This is a genomic window from Achromobacter sp. UMC46 (assembly GCF_014170335.1).
In the GTDB taxonomy this organism is placed as follows: domain Bacteria; phylum Pseudomonadota; class Gammaproteobacteria; order Burkholderiales; family Burkholderiaceae_B; genus Achromobacter.
This window is the reverse complement of the sequence record NZ_LZZS01000005.1, coordinates 603538-629491: the sequence shown is the minus strand read 5'-3', so window position 1 is coordinate 629491 and position 25954 is coordinate 603538. Positions and strand designations below refer to the sequence as shown.

Below are 25954 nucleotides of genomic sequence, written 5' to 3'. Positions count from 1 at the left end.
TCAGGTCGGCTGCTGCACGACGATGGACGGGAATCTTCCGGCCATGTCGCGCGGTAGCGCCGCGACGCCCGCCGCCAGTTTGCGCGCGATGCCCCGGTACAGCGAAGCCGCTTCGCTGCCCGCATCCGACACCACGGTCGGCGTGCCGGCGTCCGTCTGCTCGCGGATCGCCAGCGTCAACGGCAGGCTGCCCAGCCAAGGCGTCTGATATTGCTCGGCCATGCGTTGGCCACCGCCTTCGCCGAAGATGTGTTCGGCGTGCCCGCATTGTGAGCAGATATAGATGGCCATGTTCTCGACTACGCCCAGGATCGGCACTTCGACCTTCTGGAACATGCGCAAACCCTTGCGTGCGTCCAGCAGCGCCACGTCCTGCGGTGTCGTGACGATGACGGCGCCCACCACCGGCACCTTCTGCGCCAGGGTCAGGGCCACGTCGCCCGTGCCCGGGGGCATGTCGACGATCAGGTAATCCAGGTCGCGCCAGTTGGTCTGGCGCAGCAGTTGCTCAAGCGCCTGCGTGACCATGGGGCCACGCCAGATTGCCGGTGAATCGGCGTCGATCAGGAAGCCGATGGAATTGGCTTGCAGGCCGTGGCCCGTCAGCGGCTCCATGCTTTTGTTGTCCAGGCTCTCGGGGCGGCCGGAAATACCCAGCATCGTCGGCACGCTGGGGCCGTAGATATCGGCGTCCAGCAAGCCGACCTTGGCGCCTTCGGCGGACAGGGCCAGCGCCAGGTTCACGGCGGTGGTGCTTTTGCCCACCCCGCCCTTGCCCGAGGCCACTGCAATAATGTTGCGCACATTCGGCAGGGGCTTCAGGCCCTTCTGCACGGCGTGGGCGGCGACTTTCCAGGTAACGGTGACCTGCGCGTCCGGCGCGCCGGCTCCCGCCAGCGCCGCCACGGCGATATCGCGGACCTGATCGCGGACGCTATCGGCCGGATAGCCCAGTTCCAGCGTCAGGGCGACGCGGGTGCCCGCCAATTGAATGTCACGATCTTTTACAGAAACGCCCAGGTCCAATCCGGTGTTCGGGTCGTGCGCGGCGCGCAAAGCGGCGCGAATGTGTTCTATCGTTATACTCATGTCACTATGGTTCCGTAGGCAGCGCGGCTTCTGCGGGCCGCCATCCCCTAAAGGATAGCGGATACACGGGAACCTTTCGCTGCGTTTTGCATCCGACCTTCATGACCAACACACTTATCCGCTTCTTCCGTGCCGTCCTATTCGCCGCCCTGGCCTTGATCGGCATGGCGATGGCGCTGGTCTTCATGCTGTCCACGGCGATCGCCGTGGCGATCCTGTACGTGGTCGCCAAGGTGCGCGGCAAACCTTTTGGCGTTCGCGCCTATTGGAGCCAGCGCCAAGGCGTCCGACCGGGTCCATTCCAGTCCGCCACCGCCCCCTTCGCCACGCAGCCGCGCGGCGATGTGATCGACGTCGAAGCCCGCGAAATCCGCTAACGGCGGCTGTTCCGTAAGCGCTTGCGCCGCGCCTGCGGCGCAGGCCAGCCGTCCTGCGGCATGCCGCCTGGGTGCCTTTGCCCAGACGGCTGTCATCCAGCGCGCGGCCGCACTCCTCCAACCCGCCTCCGTCGCAACATTGCGATAGGCGGGTTGCGTCGTTTTCGGGCGCCGGCCCGCCCGCTGCGGGCAAGTGTTCGCCATTGGCCTAAAATGGCCGGCTAATCCCCTTTTCCCCCTCAACTACTGACAACCATGTCTCGCACCCTATTTGTCACCACTGCGCTGCCTTACGCCAACGGATCTTTCCACATCGGCCACATCATGGAGTACATCCAGGCCGACATCTGGGTTCGTTCGATGCGAATGGCGGGCCACACGGTGCACTTCGTAGGGGCGGATGACGCGCACGGCGCGCCCATCATGTTGAAGGCCGAAAAGGAAGGCATCACGCCGCAGGCGCTCGTCGCCCGCTACGCCGCTGAGCGCCCGCAATACCTGAACGGCTTCCACATCCGTTTCGACCACTGGCATTCCACGGACTCCGCCGAGAACGTCGCGCTGTCGCACGACATCTATCGCGCCTTGAAGGGCCAGGGCCTGATCGAGACGCGTTCGATCGAACAGTTCTACGATCCGGTCAAGGGCATGTTCCTGGCCGACCGCTACATCAAGGGCGAATGCCCCAAGTGCCACGCCAAGGACCAGTACGGCGATTCCTGCGAGGTCTGTGGCGCCGTCTACGCGCCCACCGAGCTGATCAACCCGTACTCGGCGCTGACCGGCGCCACGCCGGTGCTGAAGTCGTCGGACCACTTCTTCTTCAAGCTGTCCGACCCGCGTTGCGTGGAATTCCTGCAGCAATGGACCACCGGCTCGAACGCCAACGGCGGCAAGCACCTGCAACCGGAAATGCTGGCCAAGACCCGCGAATGGCTCGGCGCCGAAGACGGCGAGGCCAAGCTGGGCGACTGGGACATTTCGCGCGATGCGCCCTACTTCGGCATCGAGATCCCCGACGCGCCGGGCAAGTACTTCTACGTGTGGCTGGACGCGCCGGTGGGCTACCTGGCGTCTTTGAAGTCGTACTGCGAGGTCAAGGGCCTGGACTTCGACGCCCTGCTGGACCCCGAAGGCACCACCGAACAAGTCCACTTCATCGGCAAGGACATCGTGTACTTCCACGCGCTGTTCTGGCCCGCGATGCTGAAGTTTGCCGGCCGCAAGACGCCGGATGCCGTCAATGTGCACGGCTTCATCACCGTCAGCGGTGAAAAGATGTCCAAGAGCCGCGGCACCGGCATTTCGCCGCTGCGCTACCTGGAAATCGGCATGAACGCCGAGTGGATGCGCTATTACATCGCCGCCAAGCTGAACGCCCGGGTTGAAGACATGGACTTCAACCCCGAAGACTTCATCGCCCGCGTCAACAGCGACCTGGTCGGCAAGTACGTCAACATCGCCAGCCGCGCCGCCAGCTTCATCACCAAGCACTTCGACGGCGCGTTGGGCTATTCGGGCGACACCGCGGCGCTGTCGGCGGAATACGCCGAACAGGCGGAATCCATCCGGGCCGCGTTCGAAGCGCGCGAATACAACCGCGCCATCCGCGAAATCATGGCCTACGCCGACGGCATCAACCAGGCGTTCGACACGGCCCAGCCGTGGGTGCTGGCCAAGGGCATCGCCACCGCGGACGACGCGCAAAAGGCCGCGTTGCAAGACATCTGCTCGCGTTCGCTGGCGGGCTTCAAGGCTTTGTCCGTGATGCTGGCCCCCGTGCTGCCGTCGCTGGCCGAGCGCGTGGCGCTGGAGCTCTTCGGTGCCCAGGCCCCGTTCATGTGGGCGGATGCCGCCGTGCTGCCGCAGCGCGTCGCGCCGTTCAAGCACCTGATGCAACGCGTCGAACCGCAAATGCTGGAAGACCTGTTCGAACCTCCCGCCGCCCCGGTGGTGGTGCCCGGCGGCGAGCCGCTGGCCGAAACGATCTCGATCGACGACTTCGCCCGCGTCGACCTGCGCATTGCGCAGATCGTCAATTGCGAACACGTCGAAGGCTCGACCAAGCTGCTGCGCCTGACGCTCGACGTGGGTGAAGGCCGCCACCGCAACGTGTTCTCGGGCATCAAGTCGGCCTACAAGCCCGAAGACCTGATCGGCAAACTGACCGTCATGGTGGCCAACCTGGCCCCGCGCAAGATGAAATTCGGCGTGTCCGAGGGCATGGTGCTGGCCGCCAGCCACGCGGATGAAGCCGTCGACACTGGCATCTACGTGCTGGAGCCGTTCCCCGGCGCCAAGCCCGGCATGCGCGTGCGCTGATCGCGCAGCACGTAAAAAGCCCGCCAAAACTGAACTGACCCCCAGAAGTTGGACGGTCAGAAGCTAAAGCCCGAAGGCCTGAGCTCGGTATTGCACCGGGCTCAGGCCTTTTAGCTTGAGCTTGATGCGGTCGTGATTGTAGTAACGGATGTACTGCCTGATGCCCACCTGCAACTGGTCGATGCTCTCGAAGCGGTTCAGGTGGAAGAACTCGGCCTTCAACGTCCCGAAGAAGCTCTCCATGGCGGCATTGTCCAAGCAGTTTCCCTTGCGTGACATGCTCTGCGTCACTGACCGGGCGGCGAGCATGCGACGGTAGTTGGGCTGCTGGTACTGCCATCCCTGGTCGGAGTGCAGGACGGGGCGGTCTGCCGGACGTAGCCGAGCCAGCGCCTTTTTCAACATGCTGCCCACGAGCTTGAACACCGGTCGTCGGCTGGTTTCGTAGGCCACGATCTCGCCGTTGTACAGATCCATCACCGGCGACAAGTACAACTTCTCACCACGCACCTTGAACTCTGTCACATCGGTCACCCACTTCTCGTGCGGACGCGCCGCCTCGAAGTTACGCGCCAACACGTTGGCCGCCACGTGATGTGACTGGCCTCGGTATGAGCGGTACTTCTTGGCGCGCACGAGCGACTTCAAGCCCAGCGCCTGCATCAATTTCTGCACTGTCTTGTGGTTCACCAGCTCACCAGCCTGGCGCAAGACCGCCGTGATCCGGCGGTAGCCATAGCGGCCTTTGTGGCGCGCGAAGACCGCGCCGATACGTTGCTTTAACTCGGCGTACGGGTCTGCGGCGTCCAACGCCTTCAGGTGGTAGTAGAACGTGCTGCGTGACAATCCAGCCACGCTCAGCAGTCGTTCCAGCGGATGCTTATGCCTCAATCCTCGGACCACTTGCGCTTTCCAACGAGCGCTTTGGTCTTTTCCGCTTCGATCAAGGCATCGAGCTTTTTTAGGTAGTCCAACTCCGCTCGCAGGTTCGCAACTTCCTCGAGAAGCTCTTCCTTGGTCATGTCCTTGGACACGGGCTCCGGTGGGTATTTATGGGGCATGCTTGCTCCTGGACGCTTGCGCGCCAACGCCTCTATACCCCCAGCATCATACTGGGCTCGCCACTTCCCAATATGACCTGAACTGCGGATCCCCAGCAGAGTCGCAGCCTCGGTGTCGGATAGCCCTTGGTCGCGGATCTTGCGCAACACAGACTGCTTAAAGGGTGCGCTGTACGTGCCTGACTGCCGGCGCAGGCCCGCTAAACCATGCACGCGATAGCTCTCAACCCATCGTCGGACAACTGAATGGTCCAGTTCGTGACGCGCCGCCACCGACCGACCGCTCTCAGTACCCTTCAAATACTCCCGCACCACCTTTAACTTGAACTGCTCGTCGTACTTCGCCATGTAAAAACCCCCGAAGGTTGGATCAATGTCCAACTTTCGGGGGTCAGTTCAGCGGCGGGGTTTTTCATTGGCGCTACGGATCTAGCACCTAGGCTGGCGCTTCGACCTAGTGCAGCGCGTGCGTGCGAATCAGGCCGACCGCGATGCCTTCCAGGGCGAATTCCTGGTCTGCTTCCACCACGATGGTCTGGAAGTCGGGGTTTTCGGGCAGAAGCTCGATATGGCCGTTGGTGCGTTGAAGGCGCTTCACGGTGACGTCGTCGCCCAGGCGGGCCACGACGATCTGGCCGTTGCGGGCTTCAGAGGCTTTCTTCACGGCCAGCAGGTCCCCTTCGAGGATGCCGGCGTCGCGCATGCTCATGCCGCGCACCTTCAACAGGTAGTCGGGCGTTTGCGCGAACAGGTTGGGATCGACGCCCACTTCGCGTTCAACGTGTTCCGCTGCCAGGATGGGGCTGCCGGCGGCAACGCGCCCCACCAGCGGCAACAGCAGCTGCGCCAGTGAGGGCAGGGGCAGGGAGGCCTGCGTGGAGGCCGGTGCGCCGTCTTTCAGGCGGATGCCGCGCGAGGCGCCGGCGGTAAGCTCGATGGCGCCTTTGCGGGCCAATGCCTTGAGGTGGTCTTCAGCCGCGTTGGGCGAACGAAAACCCAAGGCTTGGGCAATTTCGGCACGCGTCGGCGGGAAGCCGGTGCGCATGACGGTTTGCCTGATGAGGTCCAGGATTTGTTGCTGGCGATCGGTAAGTTTGCTGGCCATGGCGATGATCCGGTGCGAGCGGACTGTACATATATACAGCGCCATTCTGGGGGACGTAGCGCAAAAAAGCAAGCCAGCCGCCGGCCGCAAAAGCAAAACGGAGCCCAAGAGCTCCGTCTGTCAACAGTCGGGCCAGAAGGCCCGGATCTGATGCGAGGGTTACAGCACGGCGGCGATGCCGGCGGCGACCTTGTCGATGTTGCCGCTGTTCAGGGCGGCAACGCAGATGCGGCCGCTGGACACGGCATAGACGCCGTGTTCTTCGCGCAGGCGGTCCACTTGCGCGGCGGTCAGGCCCGAATACGAGAACATGCCGCGTTGTTGCAGCACGAAGCTGAAGTCCTGCTTGCCGCCGTGTTCCTTGATCTTGTCGACCAGCTGCTTGCGCATCAGGCGGATGCGGTCGCGCATGCCGGCAAGCTCTTCTTCCCACATGGCGAAGAGTTCCGGCGTGTTCAGCACCGTCGACACCACCGTGCCGCCGTGAGTCGGCGGGTTGGAGTAGTTGGTGCGGATCACGCGCTTCAGCTGGCTCAGCACGCGGGTGGCTTCATCCTTGCTGCCGGCCACGACCGTCAGGGCGCCCACGCGTTCGCCATACAGCGAGAACGACTTCGAGAACGACGAGCTGATGAACATGGTCATGTCCAGGTCGGCGAACATGCGCACGACCGAGGCGTCTTCCGTCAGGCCGTCGCCAAAGCCCTGGTAGGCGATGTCGAGGAACGGGACCAGGTGGTTTTCCTTCACGACGGCAGCAATCTGCTTCCACTGGTCGGCGGTGGGGTCCACGCCGGTCGGGTTGTGGCAGCACGCGTGCAGCACGACGACGGTCTTGGCCGGCGCGGCCTTCAGATCCGCCAGCATGGCGTCGAAATCCAGGCCGCGGGTGGCGGCGTCGTAGTACGAGTACGTGCCGACTTCGAAGCCGGCGCGCTCGAACAGGGCGCGGTGGTTTTCCCAGCTGGGGTTGCTGATCAGGATCTTGGAGGCCGGCAGCAGCTGGCGCAGGAAGTCAGCGCCGATCTTCAGCGCGCCCGTGCCGCCCAGAGCCTGGGTGGTCAGGACGCGGCCGGCGGCGGCCAACGGGGATTCCTTGCCCAGCAGCAGCGCCTGGGCGCCCTGGTTGTAGCCGGAGATGCCTTCGATCGGCAGGTAGCCGCGTGCGGCGGCGGCCTCGATGCGGGCGGCTTCAGCCTTGCGTACGGCGCCCAGCAGGGGGATCCGTCCCTGATCGTCGTAGTACACGCCCACGCCCAGGTTGACTTTACCGGGACGCGTATCCGCGTTGAATTGTTCGTTCAGACCAAGAATGGGGTCGCGCGGCGCGAGTTCGACGGAATCGAAAAGGTTGCTCATGGGACTCTGATGAGGATGGGTGGACGCAGTACGGTGTGCTGTGGATAATGGGGGGTTTACCCTGGAACAGTCTAGCATGCCAAAGAGCCCAATAGACCCGAGCAGCGCGGGAGATCTGAACGATGATCTCGCTGCGGATCTGACGGCGGCGCCGGCATCGGCTGCGTCCCTGGCGGGGCTGGAAGCCAAGCCCCGATTCGTCGAGTATCCGGACAGCCCGTTCCAGCTTTATCAGCCTTATCCGCCGGCGGGCGATCAGCCCGCGGCCATCGACGGCCTGACGCAGGGGGTCGAAGACGGCCTCATGTTCCAGACGCTGCTGGGCGTGACGGGATCGGGCAAGACCTTCACCATGGCCAACGTGATCGCCCGGATGGGGCGCCCCGCGCTGGTGCTGGCCCCCAATAAGACGCTGGCCGCGCAGCTCTACGCAGAAATGCGGGAGTTCTTTCCGAAGAACGCGGTCGAGTACTTCGTCTCTTACTACGATTACTACCAGCCCGAGGCCTACGTGCCCACGCGCGACCTGTTCATTGAAAAGGACTCGTCCATCAATGAACACATCGAGCAGATGCGCCTGTCGGCTACCAAGAGCCTGCTGGAGCGGCGCGACACGATCATCGTGGGCACGGTCTCGTGCATTTACGGTATCGGCAACCCAGCCGACTACCACGCGATGGTGCTGATCCTGCGCAGCGGAGACCAGATCTCGCGCCGGGAAATCCTGGCCCGCCTGGTGGCCATGCAGTACACGCGCAATGACGCGGAGTTCACCCGTGGCGTGTTCCGGGTGCGCGGCGAGACGATCGACATCTTCCCGGCGGAAAGCGCCGAACTGGCGTTGCGCCTGACGCTGTTCGACGACGAGATCGAAAGCCTGGAGCTCTTCGATCCGTTGACGGGCCGCATCCGCCAAAAGTTGCCGCGGTTCACGGTCTACCCCGGATCTCATTACGTGACGCCGCGCGACACCGTCCTGCGCGCCATTGAGACCATCAAGGAAGAGCTGCGCGAGCGCGTCAAGCGTTTCGTCGACGACGGCCACCTGGTCGAGGCCCAGCGGTTGGAGCAGCGCACCCGGTTCGACCTGGAGATGCTGCAGGAACTGGGTTTCTGCAAGGGCATCGAAAACTATTCCCGGCACCTGTCCGGCGCGGCGCCGGGGGATCCCCCGCCCACGCTGATCGACTATCTGCCGTCGGATGCGCTGATGTTCATCGACGAGAGCCACGTCACCATTGGGCAATTGAGCGGCATGTACCGCGGCGACCGGTCGCGCAAGGAAACCCTGGTGCAGTACGGCTTCCGCTTGCCGTCGGCGCTGGACAACCGGCCGCTCAAGCTCGAGGAGTTCGAGACGCGCATGCGCCAGTGCGTATTCGTGTCCGCCACGCCGGCCGCCTACGAGAAAGAACACGCGGACAACGTTGTAGAGCAGGTCGTGCGGCCGACTGGCCTGGTCGACCCGCTGGTCGAGGTGCTGCCTGCCCGCACGCAGGTGGACGACCTGCTTGGCCAGATCAAGGCGCGGGTGACGGTGGGCGAACGCGTGCTGGTCACGACGCTGACCAAGCGCATGGCCGAAGACTTGACCGACTTCCTGAGCGAGCACGGCGTGAAGGTGCGCTATCTGCACTCCGACATCGACACCGTGGAGCGGGTGGAGATCCTGCGCGACTTGCGCCTGGGCACTTTCGACGTGCTGGTGGGGATCAACTTGCTGCGCGAAGGGCTGGATATTCCGGAGGTGTCGCTGGTGGCCATCCTGGATGCCGACAAAGAGGGCTTCCTGCGGTCCGAACGCAGCTTGATCCAGACCATCGGCCGGGCGGCGCGCAACCTGAACGGGCACGCGATCCTGTATGCGGACCGCATTACGGATTCGATGCAGCGCGCGATGGAGGAAACCAGCCGACGCCGCGCCAAGCAGCAGCAATTCAACATCGACAACGGCATCACGGCTCGAGGGGTGCAGAAGGCGGTGCGCGAGCTGATCGACGGCATCGTCGCGCCGGTTCAGCACGATGCGCTTGAGGCTGCGGTGCCGGCGGAGTTCCTGAAGGACGAAAAGGCGCTGGCGCGCGAGCTCAAGCGTCTGGAGAAGTTGATGATGGACCATGCCCGGAACCTGGAATTCGAGCAGGCCGCCGCCGCGCGCGATGCCTTGACGGCATTGAAGCAGCGGGTGCTTTTGGATGGCGCGGTATAGGCATAAAAAGTATCAGAACGTGTCTTTTTGCTGACATCCTCCTGAAAATATGTAAAACCCGCGCTGTTGCAATTACGGCTTAACAATCTTCGCAAATCCTGAGAAATCCAGCTGGATTCATGTGCTTGAATATTTTGTTAACCTATTGATTATTAAGGAATAAGTGTGCGGATTTGGTTGCCTTTGTCCAATGGGGCAATTGCAAAAAAAGCTTGCCTTATCTCGGGTTTTCCCGCACACTTACTTCCATGATGACCAAGGTACTTTTCGTTTGCATGGGCAATATCTGTCGCTCGCCGAGCGCAGAGGGCGTGTTTCGCCATTTGGTGAATGACGCGGGTTTGGGCGACGTTGTTCGCATCGACTCCGCAGGCACGCACGCGTTTCATATCGGCGAGGCGCCTGATGCCCGGGCGCAGGCTGCGGCGCGTAAGCGCGGCTACGAGATCACGCACTGTGAGGCGCGTCAGGTCACCGCGGAAGATTTCCGCGACTTTGATCTTATCCTCGCCATGGATTGGGACAATCTGTCCGCCATGCAGCAGCAGTGCCCCAAAACTTATCAGCACAAATTGATGCTGCTGATGCGCTTCGCCAATGAGTTCGAGGAGGCCACCGTGCCCGATCCGTACTATGGCGGCGCCGACGGTTTCGGCAAGGTGCTCGATTATCTGGAAGACGCCTGTCAGGGTGTTCTTGAACTGGTCCGCAAGCGCGCTACCCAGTACCAGGCGGCTTGACCGTTTTTACCGCAGAGCCGCCCACCGCGCGGTTCTCGGGGTACATGGCAGTGAAAAAACCGCGCAAATGCGCGGTTTTTTCTAGCCGGGAGCCATACCAAATTAGTCGGGAATAGGCTATACTTGACCCAATTACTCGGGTATTGACCGCTGGATTCGCTGGCGGCCATTGCCGATTGACAGGGAACCCACCATGCGGCTAACTACCAAAGGGCGTTTCGCCGTGACTGCCATGATCGATCTGGCTATGCGGCAGCATAGCGGCCCGGTCACTCTTGCGGCCATCAGCCAGCGTCAGAATATTTCGCTTTCCTATCTGGAACAGCTGTTCGGGAAACTGCGTCGCCACGAACTCGTGGACAGCGTGCGCGGCCCGGGTGGCGGTTACTCGCTTGCGCGCCTTGCGCGCAACGTGACCGTTGCCGACATCATCTTCGCGGTCGATGAACCGCTGGACGCCACCAGCTGTGGCGGCAAACGGGACTGTACGAGCGGCAACGACGGCAAGCCGGGCAAGTGCATGACGCACGAGCTCTGGGCCACGTTGAATCGCAAGATGGTCGATTACCTGGATTCGGTGTCGCTGCAAGATCTGGTTGATCAGCAGCGTGTGCGCCAATTGCAGGAAGCCAGCAATCAAGCGCAGGCCTGCGCGGTACGTGTGAATCGGGTAGGGGGCACCAATGCCGCCGCGAATGCCCCGACCGCGACCGTCGCCGCCAATGCCACCGTATAAGCAGTATCAGGAGTTGTAGAAATGACCACCCGCCCGATTTATTTTGACTATTCGGCCACGACGCCCGTCGACCCCCGCGTCGTGGACAAGATGGTGCCCTGGCTGTACGAGAACTTCGGCAACCCGGCATCGCGCAGCCATTCGTTCGGCTGGGATTCGGAAGAGGCCGTCGAACGCGCCCGTGAAGAAGTCGCCAAGCTGATCAACGCCGACCCGCGCGAGATCGTCTGGACCTCCGGCGCCACCGAATCCGACAACCTGGCTATCAAGGGCGCCGCGAACTTCTACGCGGAACGCGGCAAGCACATCATCACCGTCAAGACCGAGCACAAGGCAGTGCTGGATACCTGTCGCGAGCTCGAGCGCCAAGGCTTCGACGTCACGTATCTGAATGTGAAAGATGATGGCCTGATCGATCTGGACACCTTCAAGGCCGCGCTGCGCCCCGATACCGTGCTGGTGTCGGTGATGATGGTGAACAACGAAATCGGCGTGGTCCAGGACATTGAAACGCTGGGCGAGATCTGCCGCGAAAAGGGCATCATCTTCCACGTGGACGCCGCGCAGGCGACCGGCAAGGTCGAAATCGACCTGCAAAAGCTGAAAGTCGACCTGATGTCGTTCTCGGCACACAAGACCTACGGCCCGAAGGGCATCGGCGCGCTGTATGTTCGCCGCAAGCCGCGCATCCGCATCGAAGCGCAAATGCACGGCGGCGGCCACGAGCGCGGTTTCCGCTCGGGCACGCTGGCCACGCACCAGATCGTCGGCATGGGCGAAGCGTTCCGCCTGGCCCGCGAAGAAATGGGCACCGAGAACGAGCGCATCCGCATGTTGCGCGACCGCCTCTGGAACGGACTGTCGCAGATCGAAGAGGTCTACCTCAACGGCGACATGGACCAGCGCGTGCCGCACAACCTGAATGTCAGCTTCAACTATGTCGAAGGCGAGTCCCTGATCATGGCGATCAAGGAACTGGCCGTGTCCAGCGGTTCGGCCTGCACCTCGGCCAGCCTGGAGCCGTCCTACGTGCTGCGCGCGCTGGGCCGCAACGACGAGTTGGCGCACAGTTCCATTCGTTTCACCCTGGGCCGCTTCACGACCGAAAAGGAAGTGGACTTCGCCATTGAATTGCTCAAGAGCCGCGTCGGCAAGCTGCGCGATATGTCGCCGCTTTGGGAAATGGCCAAGGAAGGCATTGACTTGAACACCGTGCAGTGGGCCGCGCACTAAGCGCCTGCGCCAAGATATACGTGGAGAAATAACATGTCTTACAGCACTAAAGTCCTGGATCACTACGAAAACCCGCGTAACGTCGGTTCGTTCGACAAGTCGGACGAGTCGGTCGGTACCGGCATGGTGGGCGCACCCGCCTGTGGCGACGTCATGAAGCTGCAGATCAAGGTGAATGAAGCCGGCGTGATTGAAGATGCGCGCTTCAAGACCTACGGTTGCGGTTCGGCCATCGCTTCCAGCTCGCTCGTGACCGAATGGGTCAAAGGCAAGACGCTGGACCAGGCGATGAACATCCGCAACACGCAGATCGCCGAAGAACTGGCATTGCCGCCGGTGAAGGTCCACTGCTCCATCCTGGCCGAAGACGCGATCAAGGCCGCGGTGCAGAACTACAAAGAAAAGCATTCGGTTCCGGCCGAAGCGGTGGCAGGCTGACCATGTCCGTTACCCTGACCCAACAGGCTGCCACCCATATCGGGCGCTACTTGCAAAAGCGCGGTAAGGGTATTGGCTTGCGGCTCGGCGTTAGGACGACGGGCTGCTCCGGCATGGCCTACAAGTTGGAATACGTGGACGACTCGGCGCCGGAAGACGCCGTGTTCGAGAGCTTTGGCGTCAAGGTCTTCATCGACCCGAAAAGCCTGGCTTACCTGGATGGCACCGAGCTGGATTACGCCCGCGAAGGCCTGAACGAAGGTTTCAAGTTCCGCAACCCCAACGAAAAGGCGACCTGCGGCTGCGGCGAGTCGTTCACGGTGTAAGTCTTGGCTGGAGACGACCACTTCAGCCTGTTCGGCTTGCCGGCACGCTTCGACCTGGACGCGCAAGCGTTGGAAAGCGCGTGGCGCGCAGTCGCCGCGCAAGTGCATCCCGACCGTTACGCAACCGCTAGCCCTGCGGAGCGCCGTGTGGCCATGCAGTGGGCCGCGCGCGCCAACGAAGCGTACCGTGTGCTGCGGGATCCGCTGCTGCGGGCGCGCTACCTGTGCGAACAGGCGGGCATCGACTTGCAGACCGAGAGCAATACGTCCATGGACACGGCTTTCCTGATGCAGCAGATGACCTGGCGCGAGATGCTGGACGACGCGCGCGACGACACCGATGCCCTGGCCGCTTTGCAGACGGAGTTGGAAGCCGCGCGCGTTGAGATGCGCGCCACGCTGACACGTCTGCTGGACAACGAGCGCGACTACGCGACTGCCGGGCTGAAAGTCCGGGAATGGATGTTCGTGGAAAAGCTGGCGGAAGAGCTGGCGCACGCCCAGCCCGCCGGATAGCCCACGCCGCGTTGGGGCGCCCGTTGCGGGTGCCCGGATTTCGCCGCCTACTGAGCAGAAAAACACAATCATGGCCTTATTGCAGATATCCGAGCCCGGCGAGTCGCCCGCGCCGCACCAGCGCAAGCTGGCGGTCGGGATTGATCTGGGCACTACCAATTCTCTGGTCGCGGCGGTGCGCAGCAGCGTCGCGGAAGTACTGCCTGATGCGGAAGGCCATGCCTTGCTGCCGTCGGCAGTGCGATATTTCCCCGGCGGCAAAGTCACCACGGGCCGCGAGCCCCTGGCCCAGCAAGCCGAAGACCCGTTGAACACCGTCGTGTCCGTGAAGCGTTTCATGGGCCGTTCGCTGGAAGAAGCGCGCGCCACGCGTGCGCCGTATGAATTCGTGGATGCGCCCGGCATGGTGCGCATTCGCACGGCGCAGGGCGACTTGAGCCCGGTGGAGGTGTCGGCGCAGATTCTGGCTGTACTGCGCCAGCGCGCTGAAGACGTCCTGGGCGACGATCTGGTGGGCGCGGTCATCACCGTGCCGGCGTACTTCGACGACGCCCAGCGCCAGGCGACGCGCGACGCCGCCCGACTGGCCGGCCTGAATGTGCTGCGCCTCTTGAACGAACCCACGGCCGCGGCGATTGCCTACGGGCTGGATCACGCGTCGGAAGGCGTGTATGCCGTGTACGACCTGGGTGGCGGCACGTTCGATATTTCCATCCTGCGCCTGACCCAAGGCGTGTTCGAAGTGATTTCCACCGGGGGCGATACCGCGCTGGGCGGGGATGACTTCGATGCGCTGATCGCGGACCACGCGGTGGCCAAGCTGGCCGCAGGCGAATTGTCGCCGGCTGACCGCCGCGGGCTGCTGATGGCGGCGCGCGCGGCGCGTGAGGCGCTGACCGATGCCGAATCCGCCAGCTTGAAGCTGGCGTTGTCGGACGGGCGCAAAGTCGATCTGGTCCTGACGCGCGCGGAGTTCGAAACGCTGGCGCAGCCGCTGGTGGAACGCACGCTGGATTGCGCGCGCCGCGCGCTGCGCGATGCGTCGTTGAAGCCGGTCGACGTGCGTGGCGTGGTGATGGTGGGCGGCGCGACGCGCATGCCCGTCGTGCGCGCCGCAGTCGGCCGCGTGTTCGGCACGGAACCGCTGATCGACCTGGATCCGGATCAGGTGGTGGCGCTGGGCGCCGCGTTGCAGGCCAATCTGCTGGCGGGCAATCGTGCGCCGGGCGAAGACTGGCTGCTGCTGGATGTGATTCCCCTTTCGCTGGGGCTGGAAACGATGGGTGGCCTGGTCGAGCGCGTGATTCCGCGCAACAGCACCATCCCCGTGGCCCGCGCCCAGGAGTTCACGACGTTCAAGGATGGCCAGACGGCCATGAGCATCCATGTGGTGCAGGGCGAGCGCGACCTGGTGGCGGATTCGCGTTCGCTGGCCCGGTTCGAGCTGCGCGGCATTCCGCCGATGGTGGCGGGCGCCGCGCGCATCCGCGTGACCTTCCAGGTTGACGCGGACGGCTTGCTGAGCGTCACGGCCCGCGAACAGAGCACGGGCGTCGAGGCCGCCGTATCGGTCAAGCCGTCGTACGGGCTGACCGACGACGAGATTGCGCAGATGCTGGCCGACAGCGTCGCGCAGGCCGACACGGATGCGCGTGCCCGCATGCTGCGCGAGCAGCAAGTGGATGCGCGTCAGCTGGTGGAATCCGTGCAGGCGGCCTTGGCCGTCGACGGCGACCTGCTGGATGCCGAAGAACGCAAGCACGTCGACGAATGCCTGCAAACGGCCATCGCCGCGCAGTCCGCGCAAGACACCGACACCGTGAAAGACGCGGTGCAAGCGCTGTCGGCCGCGACGGACGATTTCGCCGCGCGGCGGATGGACCGCAGCATCCGCGCCGCGCTGGCGGGCCGCAAACTTGATGAGATCGCCTGATTAAGACGTTATGCCGAAACTGACTGTATTGCCTCATCCCGACTACTGCCCCGAAGGCGCCGTGATCGAAGACGCGCCGAAGGGCGTGTCGATCTGCCGTGTCCTGCTGGACAACCACATCGATATCGAACACGCGTGCGAGCTGTCGTGCGCGTGCACGACCTGTCACGTGGTGATCAAGCAGGGCTATTCCGCTCTGGAAGACGCGACGGACGACGAAGAGGACCTGCTGGACAAGGCCTGGGGCCTGACCCCGACGTCGCGCCTGTCGTGCCAGGCGCTGGTGACGGACACCGACCTGACGATCGAGATCCCCAAGTACACCATCAACCACGCGAAAGAGGGCCATTGATGAAGTGGACCGACACCTACGACATTGCGACTGCGCTGGTCGACGCGCATCCGGACGTGGACCCGAAGACGCTGCGCTTCACGCAGCTGCGCGAATGGGTCATGGCCTTGCCTGATTTCAGCGACGATCCCGCCCATTGCGGCGAGAAGATCCTGGAAGCCATCCAGATGGCCTGGATCGACGAAGCGGACTGACAGACGCCACCGAAACGCTCCCCCGGGAGCGTTTTTTACTGCTGTGCCGCGGTCATGCGGCCACGGTATCATCAAGGCTCTGTCCGTTGATCCCTTTAGCCTGAGTCTACCGATGCCCGCTGCCCAATTGCGTTTTGGCCTGGCCGCCAATCGACTGCACCACGAAAGCCCCGATGCCGCCTTGTTCACGTGGCTGCGCGCTTGTTCGTCCACGATACGCGAGCTGGGCGTGCAGTTGCACACCGTCGGCCGCACGCATGACGCGATCGTGCGCGAGGGCATGCTGCAGGGCTATAGCGGCCTGATCCGCTATCCGTATGGCCGCGAGGGCGGCTTGATGAAGCTGGTGGCCCGTGTGACCGAGGGGCGTGACGGGCAGGCGCCGTTCGACGGCGCGATCTATCTGATCGACCCGGTGGACCCGTCTTCGATTTTTCCAGAGGCGCTGGCGTTGAAGCGGCAGTGCATCACCCATGGCCGCCCGTTCATCTCGACTCTGGCCGGGGCGATTGAATGGATGGAAGTCGAACGCGTGCATGCCGGGTTGGCGCCTGACGCGTCCGCGTCGCGCCTGTTCAACTTCACGGGCCAGACCTTGGCGCTGATCGCCCACGATGCGTTGAAAGACGAGATGGTGGCGTTCGCCAGCGAACATTTCGACGTGCTATCGCAGTTTGCACGGCGCGTGGCGACGGGCACGACCGGCAGCCGCTTGAACGAGCTGGCGTGGTCGCGCGGCTGGCCTAAAGACACGCCCTGGGTGCATCGTTATCTGAGCGGGCCGCTGGGCGGCGATGCGCAGATCGCGGAACTGGTGCTGGAGCATCAATGCCAGCGCGTGATCTTTTTCGAAGATCCGCACGTGGCGCGCCAGCACGAGGCCGATATCCAGTTGCTGGAGCGCGCCGTGCGCGTGGTGACGGAATCGGCCACCTGCGCGACGTCGCCGACGGTGGCGCGGCGTTGGGCGCAGGCGGTGGAAAAGCGGGTGATCTGAGGCTTGAGGTCTTCGACAGACCTGCTACACGCCTTTGAACTGCGGCGCCCGTTTTTCGCGGAACGCCGACACGCCTTCCGCGAAATCGGCGCGGGACGCTGAATTCAGGAATCGCGCGGTCTCTTCCGCCAGTTGGGTTTCCAGCGAGGTGTGGGAGGCCGAGCGCAGCAAGTCCTTCGCGCCTGCGATGCCGTGCGGTGCGTGGCGGGCGAGATCTTCGGCATACGCTTGCGCCGCACCGGCGAGTTCGCCAGCGGGCGCGACGCGATTGACGATGCCCCAGGCCAGCGCATCGCTGGCGGTGAAGGCGTCGTGGCGCAGCAGCAGATCGAGTGCGCGCCGGGCGCCCAGGATGCGCGTCAGCCCGTGGGTCATGCCTGCGTCGGGGGTGGCGCCCAGCTTGAGGTAGGCGGTCATGAAGCGCGTGCCGGCATCGGCAATGGCCAGGTCGCAAGCCAGCACCAGCGACAGTCCGGCGCCAGCCGCCACGCCGTGGACTTCTGCCAGCCAGACCTTGTCCATGCGCCCGATGCGGGCGATGAAATCGTTGAGCGGGGTGAAGAGGTCCAGCAGCGTGTTGCGCACCTGAGCGGGCTCGCCCGTGAACATGCTGATGTCGCCACCTGCGCAGAACGCCTTGCCCGCGGCGCGCAGGCGCACCACACGGATTTCCTTGCGCGCTTCCAGCCATTGCGCGGCCCGCTGGAGGTCTTGCGCCATGGCGACATCGATGGCGTTCAGCGTGTCGGCCCGGTTCAGCGTGAGGGTGGCGAGGGCACCTTCGGCTTCGAGCTGCACCGTGGCGAACGTGGGAAGTCCTGAGGTCATGGCGTGTCTCCGATATCGGGTAAATACCAGCTGTCGATCCAAAAACCGCGATGCTATGGTCTGAACCGAGCGCTTGCTTGGTTTTGTTGTAAGCACGCTTAGCGTACTGCATCAAAGCACGGCATCAAAGCACGGCATCACAGTACTGCTTGGAACTACCGCATTGAACGATTTTCCGGCGCTGGTCTGGCGTAGGTAAAGACAGGTTCGTTGCATCTCCTGCCTCGCGGGTCGCCTGATTCATCGCCTTAAAAAATGTCCGCCTCAGGCGGCAGACACTTCGCGATAAAAAAAGCGGGGAGACAAATGGTGGATCAGTCCGAGCAGCCTCCTTTGCTGGAGGTGGATGGGGTGACCTTGGCGTTCGGCGGGGTCAAGGCGTTGACCGGCGTGGGCTTTCGCGTGGCGCCGGGTTCCATCACCACGGTCATCGGCCCGAACGGCGCCGGCAAGACCTCGCTGTTCAATACCATTTCGGGTTTCTACAAACCGGCCGCCGGGCAGATCCGGTTCGAAGGCCGCGACATCACGCGCGTGGCCGCGCCAGAACGCGCCAAGCTGGGGCTGGCGCGCAGTTTCCAGAACATCGCGCTGTTCCGCGGCATGACGGTGCTGGACAACATCAAGCTGGGCCGCCATGCGCACCTGCGCACCAATGTGCTGGACGCCTTGTTCTATCTGGGCCGCGCGCGCCGTGAAGAGATGGCGCTGCGGGCCGACATCGAAGAACGCATCATCGACTTTCTCGAGATCGACCACATCCGCCACGCACCCGTGTCGGCCTTGTCCTATGGCCTGCAAAAACGCGTGGAGCTGGCGCGCGCGCTGGCCATGAACCCGAAGGTGCTGATGCTTGACGAGCCCGTGGCGGGCATGAACCGCGAAGAGACGGACGACATGGCGCGCTTCATCCTGGACGCGCGGTCCGAGTGGGGCGTGACGGTGCTGATGGTGGAGCACGACATGGGCATGGTGATGGATTTGTCGGACCACGTGGTGGTGCTGAATTTCGGGCAGGTGATCGCGGACGGCACGCCGGCCGAGGTGCAGGCGAATCCTGAAGTGATCAAGGCATACCTGGGGGCGGGCGACGTCGGCGACCTGCGCCGCCGCTTGAGGGAGGCGGCCTGATGGACATGCTGTTCTTCCTTGAGGTGACGCTGGCGGGGCTGGGCAGCGGCGGCCTGTATGTGCTGGCTGCGCTGGCCTTCGTGATCGTCTACAAGGCGACGCGCGTGGTGAACATCGCCATCGGCGAATTCCTGATGCTGGGCGCCTATGTGTTCTATGCGTTCGCGACCGGCATGGAATGGCCGATCTGGCTGGCGATCGTGGGCGCCGTGGTGGTGTCGGGCGCCTTGGGCGCGCTGGTCGAGCGGTTGACAATACGGCCCATGCTGGGCGAGGCGCCGATTTCGGTCTTCATGGTGACGGTGGGGCTGGCCTCCATTCTGGTCGGGGCGGTGGAACTGATCTGGACCGCCGACCAGCGGCGCCTGCCTGAGTTCATGCCGCGCGCGCCGGTAATGGTGGGCGAGGCCTTCGTGGCGCCCAAGGTGTTCTACGGATTCTGGGTGGCGGTGGTGCTGGCCTTGCTGGTGCTGGTGGTGTTCCGCTACTGGCGCGGCGGCGTGGCCTTGCGCGCCACGGCGTCGGACCAGGGCGCCGCCTATGCGATGGGCATCAATGTGCCGCGCGTGTTTTCGCTGGCCTGGGTGGCGGCGGGCGCGCTGGCGGCGGTGTCGGGGGTGATCGTGGGCGCCATCGGCGGCATCTCTTCGTCGATGGGCGTCTTCGGCCTGTCGGTGCTGGTGGTGGTGATCGTGGGCGGACTGGACAGCGTGGCGGGCGCCCTCGTCGGGGGCGTGTTCATCGGTCTGCTGGAGGCCTGGGCAGGCGCCTATCTGGGGGGCGAGTACAAGCTGCTGGCCACGTTCATCGTGCTGGTCGTGGTGCTGATGGTCAGGCCTTACGGCCTGTTCGGCACCCGTGAAATCGAGAGGCTCTGACCCATGCGCATCGCGACTGCGAAGCAGACCTATCTGGCCGACGAATCGCTGTTCGACACGCGGACCCAGCATGTGTGGCTGGCGCTGCTGGCGGCCTCGCTGGCGCTGTTCCCGTTCGTGGCCGACGCCTATTGGCTGTACCTGGCGTGCCTGGTCGCCATCAATGTCGCCAGCGCGACGGGGCTGAACATCCTGACGGGCTATACCGGGCTGGTCAGCCTGGGGCAGGCGGCCTTCATGGGGCTGGGCGCCTACACGGTGGCCGTGATGGAGCTGCGGCTGGGCACGCCGGTGCTGGTCAACTTGCTGGGCGGCGGCGTGGTGGCGATGCTGGGCGGCCTGCTGGTGGGCATCCCGTCGCTGCGGGTGAAGGGGCTGTATCTGGCGATCGCGACGATCGCGGCGTCGTTCATCGCCCATTTCATTTTCGCGAACTGGCAGTTCACGGGCGGGACCAGCGGGCTGCAGGTGCCGCCCGCGCGGCTGCTGGGCGTGGACCTGGATACGTCGTTCAAGATCTATTGGCTGATCGTGCCGGTGACGGTGCTGATGGTGCTGGGCGCGGCGAACCTGTTCCGTACGCGAATCGGCCGGGCTTTCATCGCCATCCGCGACCGCGACATCTCGGCGGAAGTGCTGGGCATCCGGCTGCTGCGTTACAAGCTGCTGTCGTTCGGCCTGTCGTCGTTCTACGCGGGGGTGGCGGGCGGCCTGTGGGCGTACTTCTTCCGGGTGGTGACGCCCGAGAGCTTCCCGTTGATCATGTCCATCTTCTTCCTGGCCGCCATCATCGTGGGCGGCATGGGGTCGATCCTGGGTTCCATCCTGGGGGCGGTCTTCATGACGATGGTGCCGGAACTGCTCAAGCTGATCGTGGGCTGGCTGCCCGTGGGCGGCGATGCGCTGCGGCTGGTGTCGCCCGTGCGCACGATCGTTTTCGGCCTGCTGATCGTGGGCTTCCTGATCTTCGAGCCGCATGGGCTCGCGGAAATCTGGCGGCGCGTGCGCCGCTTCTTCCACCTGTGGCCATTTCGGACCTGAGCGCCGGCCGGCCGATCGCAAGACCTATAAGACCCAAGGAGACACACCATGAAGCGCATCCGGATAGGCAGCGGTTTATCGAGGTTGTTGGCCCCGTTGGGCCTGGCGGCGGCATTGGCGGCGCCTGCGGCGCAGGCGGCGGACGATCTGGTGCTGGGCGGGTCGATCCCGCTGAGCGGCGTGTTCGCTTTCGCCGGCCAGGGCATCCACGCCGGCATCACCGATTACGTGAAGATCATCAACGACCAGGGCGGCGTGAAGGGGCGCAAGTTGCGCTACGTGCCCGAGGACACGGCGTACAAGGTGGACGCGTCGGTGGCGGCGTTCAAGAAGATCACCAGCCAGAACAAGGTGAATTTCTACTACGGCGATTCGACGGGCTTCTCCAAGACCATCAACGCGGAGCTGAACCGCACGGGCGACATCCTGATGACGGGAGCGTCGTTCGCGACCGAACTGAACGATCCCGCCAAGTATCCGGCGCAGTTCATGCTGGGGCCCGACTACACCGAGATGTTCGGCATCCTGCTGCGCTACATCGCCAAGGAACAGCCGGGCGCGAAGGTAGCGTTCGTGTATTCCGATACGGAGTTCGGCCGCGACCCGATCGCCAGTTCGCGCGCCGTGGCTGAAAAGCTGGGGCTGAAAGTGGCGACCGAGATCATGACGCCGCCGGGCAGCGTGGACGTGTCCACCGAGGTGATCAAGCTGCGCCGCGCCGACCCCGACTTCACGATCTTCCACGGCTATGTGCTGGCGCCCATTCCGGAGTTTGTGGGGCAGGGCAAGCGAATGGGGCTGAAGACCCGCTACATGGGCACGTTCTGGACCATGGACAACTCCACCGTGATGCAGATGGGCGAGGACGCCGAGGGCTTCATGGGCGTGATGCCGTACCGCTACTACTACGACACGGAGGGCGATGCGCCGATGCTGAAGAAGATCCGCGAAATGCGTCCGCAGTACCAGAGCACCGGCTACATGCAGGGCTTCCTGGCGGCCATGCTGTTCACCGAAGTCGCCAAGCGCACGCTGGACGCGGGCAAGGAACTGACCAGCGCCAACATGAAGGCCGCGCTGGACGGCATCAAGGACTTCGACACGGGCGGCCTGATCGGCGTGCCGATTTCGATCAAGGGCAATTCCATCCCGGTGGGCCGGATCTATCGCGCCGATGTGAAGCAGAAGCAGATGGTGCCGGCCTCCGATTGGATCGTGCTGAAGTGAGGCGCCTGTGAGCCAGGGACATGACGCGCAGGCCATGACGACGGCGCCGCCCGCAGCGGTGCTGAACATCAACAATATCGAAGTCGTCTACAACAAGGCGGTGCAGGTGTTGCGCGGCCTGTCCCTGTCCGTGCCGGCCGGCAGCATCGTGGCGCTGCTGGGCAGCAACGGCGCCGGCAAGTCCACGACGCTGAAGGCGGTGTCCGGGCTGCTGGACCTGGAGGACGGCGCGCTGGTGCGCGGGCACATCCATTTCAACGGCGGCGACACGGCGGGCGCCAAGCCGCAGAACCTGGTGCGTTCGGGGTTGGCGCATGTGATGGAAGGGCGGCGGGTGTTCGAAGACCTGACCGTGGAAGAGAACCTGGTGGCGGCGACCTATGCGTTGACGGGCCGGCCCGGCGCGAAAGTGGATTTCGACCTGGTCTACGGGTATTTCCCGCGCCTGTTCGAACGCCGCCGGGGCCTGGCGGGCTACTTGTCGGGCGGCGAACAGCAGATGCTGGCCATCGGCCGCGCGCTGATCGCGCAGCCGCGGCTGATGCTGCTGGACGAGCCGTCGCTGGGCCTGTCGCCGATGCTGGTGGAGAACATCTTTTCCATCATCGCGCGCATAAATGCCGAGCAGGGGGTGTCGATGCTGCTGGTGGAGCAGAACGCGTCTGTGGCGCTGGCTGTGGCGCATTACGGCTACATCATGGAGACGGGAAAAGTGGTGATCGACGGCACCGCCGACAAGCTGGCGGCGGATCCGGACGTGCGCGAGTTCTATCTTGGCGTGGGCGGCACGGGCGAGGCCCACGGCTTTCGCGACATCAAGCACTACAAGCGGCGCAAGCGCTGGCTGTCATGAAGGACAAGACTGTGATCGCCTCTCCCGGGACGGCCGCCTGGCCCGAACTGACTTTGCCCCAGATGCTGCGCGAGCAGGCGCGGCACCAGCCGTCGGCCATCGCGATCCGGCAAAAGGATTTCGGCATCTGGAAGCCGTTGACGTGGGCGGACTACTGGCAGCGCGCCTGCAGGGTGGGGCTGGGCTTGCGGGCCTTGGGCTTGAGCCAGGGCGGGCGGGTCGCCATCGTGTCCGAGAACCGCGTGGAATGGTTGTTGACGCAGCTGGGCGCGGGTGCCGTTGGCGGCGTGGCGGTGGGCGTGTATTCGACCAGCCCCGCCGAAGAAATGGGCTACGTGCTGGAACATGCGGATGTGGAGCTGGTGGTGTGCGAGGACCAGGAGCAGACCGACAAGGTGCTGCAAGTGGCCAGCCGCCTGCCGCTGCTGCTGCGCATCGTGATCATGGAGACCAAGGGCCTGCGTTCGTATGCGCCGGCCGACCGCGCGCGCATCGTGACGTTTGCCGAGACCGAGGCCGACGGCGCTGGCCGGGAAGCGGCGGAGCAGGCCGCGTTGAACACGGCGCTGGACGCGCAGGGGCTGGAGGACACCGGCCTGATGATCTACACGTCGGGCTCCACCGGCAAGCCGAAGGGAGCGATGCTGAGCTACCGCAACATGCGCGGCGTGGCGCCGGGCATTGCCGACCGGCTGTCGATGGATGCGCACAGCGTGCACCTGTCGTACCTGCCGCTGTGCCACGTGGCCGAACAGATGCTGTCGACCTTCGTGCCGCTATATCTGGGTTCGCAAGTGAACTTCGGTGAATCCATCCGTACCGTGCAGGAAGACCTGCGCGAAGTGGCGCCCACCATTTTCCTGGGCGTGCCACGCATCTGGGAAAAGCTGCACGCGTCGATATCGATCAAGATGCAGGAAGCCGGCGCCTTGCAGCGGTGGCTGTACCGGCGCGCGCTGACGGCGCGCGCGCCATTCCTTGAAAAGTCCCCCGCGCAGTACACCGCAGGCGAGCGCCTGACGCATGCGTTGTGGTACTGGCTGGTGCTGCGCGCCTTGCAGAACTTCATCGGCCTGCGCCGGGCGCGCGTGGCGATGACGGGGGCGGCGCCGATTCCGCCTGACGTGGTGCGCTACTTCCGTAATCTGGGTGTGCCGCTGCTGGAAGTCTACGGGCTGACGGAATCGGCGGGAATGATCTTCGGCCAGCATCCTGACCGGGTGAAGGTCGGCACCGTGGGCGAGCCCATCCTGGGCGTGGAATGGAAGACGGGCGACGCCGGCGAACTGCTGGTGCGCGGCGACATGGTGTTCCAGGGTTATTACAAGCAGCCGGAGGCGACGGCCGACACGGTGCGCGACGGCTGGCTGCACACGGGCGACGTGGTGGCGGAACAGGACGGCCTCGTCCGTATCGTCGATCGCTTGAAGGACATCATGATCACGGCAGGGGGCAAGAATCTGACCCCGTCCGAGATCGAGAATGCCGTGAAGGGCAGCCCGTACGTGAAGGAGTGCATCGTCATCGCCGACGGCCGCAAGTACGTGTCGGCGCTGATTCAGCTGGAGTTCGAGACGGTGGGCAAGTGGGCGGAGTCGCGCCGCATCGCGTTTACGCATTTCCGGTCGCTGGCCGAATGCGCGCAGGTGCGCGAGCTGGTCCAGCAGGAGGTGTCGCGCGCCAACGCCGGCCTGGCACCCGTGTCGCAGATCAAGCGTTTCCATCTGCTGACCAAGGAGCTGGACCACGACGACGGCGAGGTGACGGCGACGATGAAAGTCAGGCGCGCCAGCATCTATCGCACCTACGCGAACGAAATCGAAACGCTGTACGTTGAGGAGACGCTGGCATGAACGAAGCCGTGATCGTGGAAGCGGTGCGCACGCCTTTCGGCCGCCGCGGCGGATGGTGGGCGGACACCCGGCCGGATGCGTTGCTGGCCCAGACGGTGCAGGGGCTGCTTGCGCGCGCCGGACTGCCGGGCGACAAGGTCGAGGATCTGATCGCCGGGTGCGTCAGCCAGGCGGGCGAGCAGGGCGCCAACATCGGGCGCCTGGCCGCAATGTTGGCGGGCCTGCCTGAAAGCGTGCCGGGCGTGGCCCTGAACCGCATGTGCGGATCCAGCCAGCAGGCGGTGCACTTCGGCGCGCAGGCGATCGCCGCGGGTGACATGCGGTATGTGGTGGCGGGCGGCGTCGAAAGCATGAGCCGCGTGCCGATGTTCCTGGACGTGACGTTGGGGCAAAGCGAGTTCCGCGGTTTCGAATCGCTGAACCCCGCGTTGCTGGAACGTTATCCGCTGATCCACCAGATCGAAAGCGCGGAGCGCATTGCCGACCACTGGCAACTGTCGCAGGCGGCGATGGACGAGTGGGCGCGCGAAAGCCATGCGCGCGCCTGGGCCGCGGCCAGGGCCGGCCGGCACGCGGAATTGCTGCCCGGCCCGCAAGAGGCCGCGCATCGGGACGAAGGCATCCGCGAGGCGACCGACCCGGCGCGCATGGCGGCCATGGCGCCTGCGATGCGTCCGGCAGGACAGGGCGGCGTGACTGCCGCCAACGCCAGCCAGTTGGCGGACGGCGCGGCGGCGGTGTTGCTGGCCGACCGCGATACCGCGCTATCCGACGGGCTGCGGCCGCGCGCGCGCTTTCTGGCGCGGGTGGTGGTCGGGTCGGATCCGGTGAGGCAGTTGACGGGCGTGATTCCGGCTACCCGGCTGGCGCTTGAGCGGGCCGGCCTGACCTTGGCGGACATCGATTGGATCGAGATCAACGAGGCCTTCGCCAGCGTGGTGCTGGCCTGGCAACGCGAACTGGGCGCCAAGCCCTCGCGGGTCAACCCGTGGGGCGGCGCGATCGCGCATGGGCATCCGCTGGGGGCGACAGGCGCGGGGCTGATGGCCAAGATGCTGGCCGGACTGGAGGCGACGGAAGGCGAATTCGGCTTGCAGCTGATGTGCATCGGCCACGGCATGGCGACGGCGACCCTCATCCAAAGGCTGTGACTCTA

The 25954-nt window shown here is 64.4% G+C and carries 25 protein-coding genes; 20 read left to right on the top strand and 5 right to left on the bottom strand.

Annotated elements, in window-relative coordinates; all coding sequences use genetic code 11:
• Nucleotides 1–1089 (bottom strand): iron-sulfur cluster carrier protein ApbC, encoded by a 1089-nt coding sequence (apbC, locus tag A9973_RS10600; RefSeq protein WP_183013707.1) that lies wholly within the window; start codon nucleotides 1087–1089, stop codon nucleotides 1–3.
• Between the two features lie 101 nt (nucleotides 1090–1190).
• Between apbC and A9973_RS10595 the strand changes: the two genes are divergently transcribed.
• On the top strand, nucleotides 1191–1466 hold the full coding sequence (locus tag A9973_RS10595; RefSeq protein WP_175175082.1) for a hypothetical protein: 276 nt from the start codon (nucleotides 1191–1193) through the stop codon (nucleotides 1464–1466).
• A 255-nt stretch (nucleotides 1467–1721) separates the two neighbouring features.
• Complete coding sequence (gene metG / locus A9973_RS10590; protein ID WP_183013706.1) at nucleotides 1722–3788, top strand: methionine--tRNA ligase; 2067 nt, start codon at nucleotides 1722–1724, stop codon at nucleotides 3786–3788.
• A gap of 63 nt (nucleotides 3789–3851) precedes the next feature.
• On the opposite strand, the gene A9973_RS10585 is transcribed toward metG, so the two are convergent.
• The 3 genes from A9973_RS10585 to A9973_RS10575 all read right to left on the bottom strand — a co-directional run bounded on the left by A9973_RS10585 (nucleotide 3852) and on the right by A9973_RS10575 (nucleotide 7313).
• Nucleotides 3852–5197, bottom strand: a protein-coding gene (locus A9973_RS10585) for an IS3 family transposase (protein WP_255469105.1) whose coding sequence is annotated in 2 segments (ribosomal slippage) — nucleotides 3852–4753 and nucleotides 4753–5197 — 1347 coding nt in all. Because the reading frame shifts where the segments join, the coding sequence is not laid out codon by codon here.
• Nucleotides 5198–5303: 106 nt separating this feature from the next.
• Complete coding sequence (lexA, locus tag A9973_RS10580) at nucleotides 5304–5954, bottom strand: transcriptional repressor LexA (RefSeq protein ID WP_183013705.1); 651 nt, start codon at nucleotides 5952–5954, stop codon at nucleotides 5304–5306.
• Between the two features lie 159 nt (nucleotides 5955–6113).
• Complete coding sequence (locus tag A9973_RS10575) at nucleotides 6114–7313, bottom strand: amino acid aminotransferase (protein WP_183013704.1); 1200 nt, start codon at nucleotides 7311–7313, stop codon at nucleotides 6114–6116.
• A gap of 76 nt (nucleotides 7314–7389) precedes the next feature.
• Between A9973_RS10575 and uvrB the strand changes: the two genes are divergently transcribed.
• The 11 genes from uvrB (at nucleotide 7390) to A9973_RS10520 (ending at nucleotide 16987) form a co-directional block, all read left to right on the top strand.
• On the top strand, nucleotides 7390–9522 hold the full coding sequence (gene uvrB, locus A9973_RS10570; protein ID WP_255469104.1) for an excinuclease ABC subunit UvrB: 2133 nt from the start codon (nucleotides 7390–7392) through the stop codon (nucleotides 9520–9522).
• 248 nt (nucleotides 9523–9770) lie between these two features.
• Nucleotides 9771–10262 carry a low molecular weight protein-tyrosine-phosphatase gene (locus A9973_RS10565; protein ID WP_006225301.1) on the top strand — a complete coding sequence of 164 codons (492 nt, stop codon included), beginning with the start codon at nucleotides 9771–9773 and terminating at the stop codon, nucleotides 10260–10262.
• Between the two features lie 193 nt (nucleotides 10263–10455).
• A complete protein-coding gene (iscR, locus tag A9973_RS10560) occupies nucleotides 10456–10998 on the top strand; it encodes a Fe-S cluster assembly transcriptional regulator IscR (RefSeq protein ID WP_183013703.1) in 543 nt (180 codons plus the stop codon).
• 21 nt (nucleotides 10999–11019) lie between these two features.
• Nucleotides 11020–12231 carry an IscS subfamily cysteine desulfurase gene (locus A9973_RS10555; RefSeq protein WP_183013702.1) on the top strand — a complete coding sequence of 404 codons (1212 nt, stop codon included), beginning with the start codon at nucleotides 11020–11022 and terminating at the stop codon, nucleotides 12229–12231.
• A gap of 33 nt (nucleotides 12232–12264) precedes the next feature.
• Nucleotides 12265–12669 carry a Fe-S cluster assembly scaffold IscU gene (gene iscU / locus A9973_RS10550; RefSeq protein ID WP_006225297.1) on the top strand — a complete coding sequence of 135 codons (405 nt, stop codon included), beginning with the start codon at nucleotides 12265–12267 and terminating at the stop codon, nucleotides 12667–12669.
• 2 nt (nucleotides 12670–12671) lie between these two features.
• Nucleotides 12672–12995, top strand: coding sequence for an iron-sulfur cluster assembly protein IscA (gene iscA / locus A9973_RS10545; protein ID WP_006225296.1), 324 nt, complete (start codon nucleotides 12672–12674; stop codon nucleotides 12993–12995).
• 3 nt (nucleotides 12996–12998) lie between these two features.
• The gene (gene hscB / locus A9973_RS10540) at nucleotides 12999–13511 is read left to right on the top strand and encodes a Fe-S protein assembly co-chaperone HscB (RefSeq protein WP_183013701.1); all 513 of its coding nucleotides are present in this window, start codon (nucleotides 12999–13001) and stop codon (nucleotides 13509–13511) included.
• Nucleotides 13512–13581: 70 nt separating this feature from the next.
• Nucleotides 13582–15444, top strand: coding sequence for a Fe-S protein assembly chaperone HscA (gene hscA / locus A9973_RS10535; protein ID WP_183013700.1), 1863 nt, complete (start codon nucleotides 13582–13584; stop codon nucleotides 15442–15444).
• Nucleotides 15445–15454: 10 nt separating this feature from the next.
• Nucleotides 15455–15796, top strand: a complete 342-nt coding sequence (fdx, locus tag A9973_RS10530) for an ISC system 2Fe-2S type ferredoxin (protein ID WP_183013699.1) — start codon at nucleotides 15455–15457, stop codon at nucleotides 15794–15796.
• Entirely contained in the window at nucleotides 15796–15990 is a 195-nt protein-coding gene (gene iscX / locus A9973_RS10525; protein ID WP_183013698.1) for a Fe-S cluster assembly protein IscX, read from the top strand. Before fdx ends, iscX begins: the two co-directional genes overlap by 1 nt.
• 112 nt (nucleotides 15991–16102) lie before the next feature.
• A complete protein-coding gene (locus tag A9973_RS10520) occupies nucleotides 16103–16987 on the top strand; it encodes a methylglyoxal synthase (RefSeq protein WP_183013697.1) in 885 nt (294 codons plus the stop codon).
• Nucleotides 16988–17011: 24 nt separating this feature from the next.
• Here A9973_RS10520 and A9973_RS10515 read toward each other — a convergent pair whose 3' ends face one another.
• Nucleotides 17012–17815, bottom strand: a complete 804-nt coding sequence (locus A9973_RS10515; RefSeq protein ID WP_183013696.1) for an enoyl-CoA hydratase/isomerase family protein — start codon at nucleotides 17813–17815, stop codon at nucleotides 17012–17014.
• Nucleotides 17816–18121: 306 nt separating this feature from the next.
• On the opposite strand from A9973_RS10515, the gene A9973_RS10510 reads away from it, so the two are divergent.
• The 7 genes from A9973_RS10510 to A9973_RS10480 are packed head-to-tail and all read left to right on the top strand — an operon-like array spanning nucleotide 18122 to nucleotide 25949.
• Nucleotides 18122–18946, top strand: coding sequence for an ABC transporter ATP-binding protein (locus tag A9973_RS10510; protein ID WP_183013695.1), 825 nt, complete (start codon nucleotides 18122–18124; stop codon nucleotides 18944–18946).
• On the top strand, nucleotides 18946–19824 hold the full coding sequence (locus A9973_RS10505; protein WP_183013694.1) for a branched-chain amino acid ABC transporter permease: 879 nt from the start codon (nucleotides 18946–18948) through the stop codon (nucleotides 19822–19824). Before A9973_RS10510 ends, A9973_RS10505 begins: the two co-directional genes overlap by 1 nt.
• 3 nt (nucleotides 19825–19827) lie before the next feature.
• Nucleotides 19828–20865 carry a branched-chain amino acid ABC transporter permease gene (locus A9973_RS10500; protein WP_006225283.1) on the top strand — a complete coding sequence of 346 codons (1038 nt, stop codon included), beginning with the start codon at nucleotides 19828–19830 and terminating at the stop codon, nucleotides 20863–20865.
• A gap of 48 nt (nucleotides 20866–20913) precedes the next feature.
• The gene (locus tag A9973_RS10495; RefSeq protein WP_183013693.1) at nucleotides 20914–22092 is read left to right on the top strand and encodes an ABC transporter substrate-binding protein; all 1179 of its coding nucleotides are present in this window, start codon (nucleotides 20914–20916) and stop codon (nucleotides 22090–22092) included.
• A gap of 34 nt (nucleotides 22093–22126) precedes the next feature.
• The gene (locus A9973_RS10490; RefSeq protein ID WP_183013796.1) at nucleotides 22127–22945 is read left to right on the top strand and encodes an ABC transporter ATP-binding protein; all 819 of its coding nucleotides are present in this window, start codon (nucleotides 22127–22129) and stop codon (nucleotides 22943–22945) included.
• Nucleotides 22942–24798 carry a long-chain fatty acid--CoA ligase gene (locus A9973_RS10485; protein WP_183013692.1) on the top strand — a complete coding sequence of 619 codons (1857 nt, stop codon included), beginning with the start codon at nucleotides 22942–22944 and terminating at the stop codon, nucleotides 24796–24798. Before A9973_RS10490 ends, A9973_RS10485 begins: the two co-directional genes overlap by 4 nt.
• The gene (locus tag A9973_RS10480; RefSeq protein WP_183013691.1) at nucleotides 24795–25949 is read left to right on the top strand and encodes a thiolase family protein; all 1155 of its coding nucleotides are present in this window, start codon (nucleotides 24795–24797) and stop codon (nucleotides 25947–25949) included. The genes A9973_RS10485 and A9973_RS10480 overlap by 4 nt, the downstream gene beginning before the upstream one ends.
• Nucleotides 25950–25954 lie beyond the last annotated feature (5 nt).

Excerpts from the sequence above, each read along its gene's own strand:
- apbC (WP_183013707.1), bottom strand. The coding sequence starts at position 1,089 with ATGAGTATAACGATAGAACACATTCGCGCCGCTTTGCGCGCCGCGCAC.
- A9973_RS10595 (WP_175175082.1), top strand. The coding sequence starts at position 1,191 with ATGACCAACACACTTATCCGCTTCTTCCGTGCCGTCCTATTCGCCGCC.
- metG (WP_183013706.1), top strand. The coding sequence starts at position 1,722 with ATGTCTCGCACCCTATTTGTCACCACTGCGCTGCCTTACGCCAACGGA.
- lexA (WP_183013705.1), bottom strand. The coding sequence starts at position 5,954 with ATGGCCAGCAAACTTACCGATCGCCAGCAACAAATCCTGGACCTCATC.
- A9973_RS10575 (WP_183013704.1), bottom strand. The coding sequence starts at position 7,313 with ATGAGCAACCTTTTCGATTCCGTCGAACTCGCGCCGCGCGACCCCATT.
- uvrB (WP_255469104.1), top strand. The coding sequence starts at position 7,390 with ATGCCAAAGAGCCCAATAGACCCGAGCAGCGCGGGAGATCTGAACGAT.
- A9973_RS10565 (WP_006225301.1), top strand. The coding sequence starts at position 9,771 with ATGATGACCAAGGTACTTTTCGTTTGCATGGGCAATATCTGTCGCTCG.
- iscR (WP_183013703.1), top strand. The coding sequence starts at position 10,456 with ATGCGGCTAACTACCAAAGGGCGTTTCGCCGTGACTGCCATGATCGAT.
- A9973_RS10555 (WP_183013702.1), top strand. The coding sequence starts at position 11,020 with ATGACCACCCGCCCGATTTATTTTGACTATTCGGCCACGACGCCCGTC.
- iscU (WP_006225297.1), top strand. The coding sequence starts at position 12,265 with ATGTCTTACAGCACTAAAGTCCTGGATCACTACGAAAACCCGCGTAAC.
- iscA (WP_006225296.1), top strand. The coding sequence starts at position 12,672 with ATGTCCGTTACCCTGACCCAACAGGCTGCCACCCATATCGGGCGCTAC.
- hscA (WP_183013700.1), top strand. The coding sequence starts at position 13,582 with ATGGCCTTATTGCAGATATCCGAGCCCGGCGAGTCGCCCGCGCCGCAC.
- fdx (WP_183013699.1), top strand. The coding sequence starts at position 15,455 with ATGCCGAAACTGACTGTATTGCCTCATCCCGACTACTGCCCCGAAGGC.
- iscX (WP_183013698.1), top strand. The coding sequence starts at position 15,796 with ATGAAGTGGACCGACACCTACGACATTGCGACTGCGCTGGTCGACGCG.
- A9973_RS10520 (WP_183013697.1), top strand. The coding sequence starts at position 16,103 with ATGCCCGCTGCCCAATTGCGTTTTGGCCTGGCCGCCAATCGACTGCAC.
- A9973_RS10515 (WP_183013696.1), bottom strand. The coding sequence starts at position 17,815 with ATGACCTCAGGACTTCCCACGTTCGCCACGGTGCAGCTCGAAGCCGAA.
- A9973_RS10510 (WP_183013695.1), top strand. The coding sequence starts at position 18,122 with ATGGTGGATCAGTCCGAGCAGCCTCCTTTGCTGGAGGTGGATGGGGTG.
- A9973_RS10505 (WP_183013694.1), top strand. The coding sequence starts at position 18,946 with ATGGACATGCTGTTCTTCCTTGAGGTGACGCTGGCGGGGCTGGGCAGC.
- A9973_RS10500 (WP_006225283.1), top strand. The coding sequence starts at position 19,828 with ATGCGCATCGCGACTGCGAAGCAGACCTATCTGGCCGACGAATCGCTG.
- A9973_RS10495 (WP_183013693.1), top strand. The coding sequence starts at position 20,914 with ATGAAGCGCATCCGGATAGGCAGCGGTTTATCGAGGTTGTTGGCCCCG.
- A9973_RS10490 (WP_183013796.1), top strand. The coding sequence starts at position 22,127 with ATGACGACGGCGCCGCCCGCAGCGGTGCTGAACATCAACAATATCGAA.
- A9973_RS10485 (WP_183013692.1), top strand. The coding sequence starts at position 22,942 with ATGAAGGACAAGACTGTGATCGCCTCTCCCGGGACGGCCGCCTGGCCC.
- A9973_RS10480 (WP_183013691.1), top strand. The coding sequence starts at position 24,795 with ATGAACGAAGCCGTGATCGTGGAAGCGGTGCGCACGCCTTTCGGCCGC.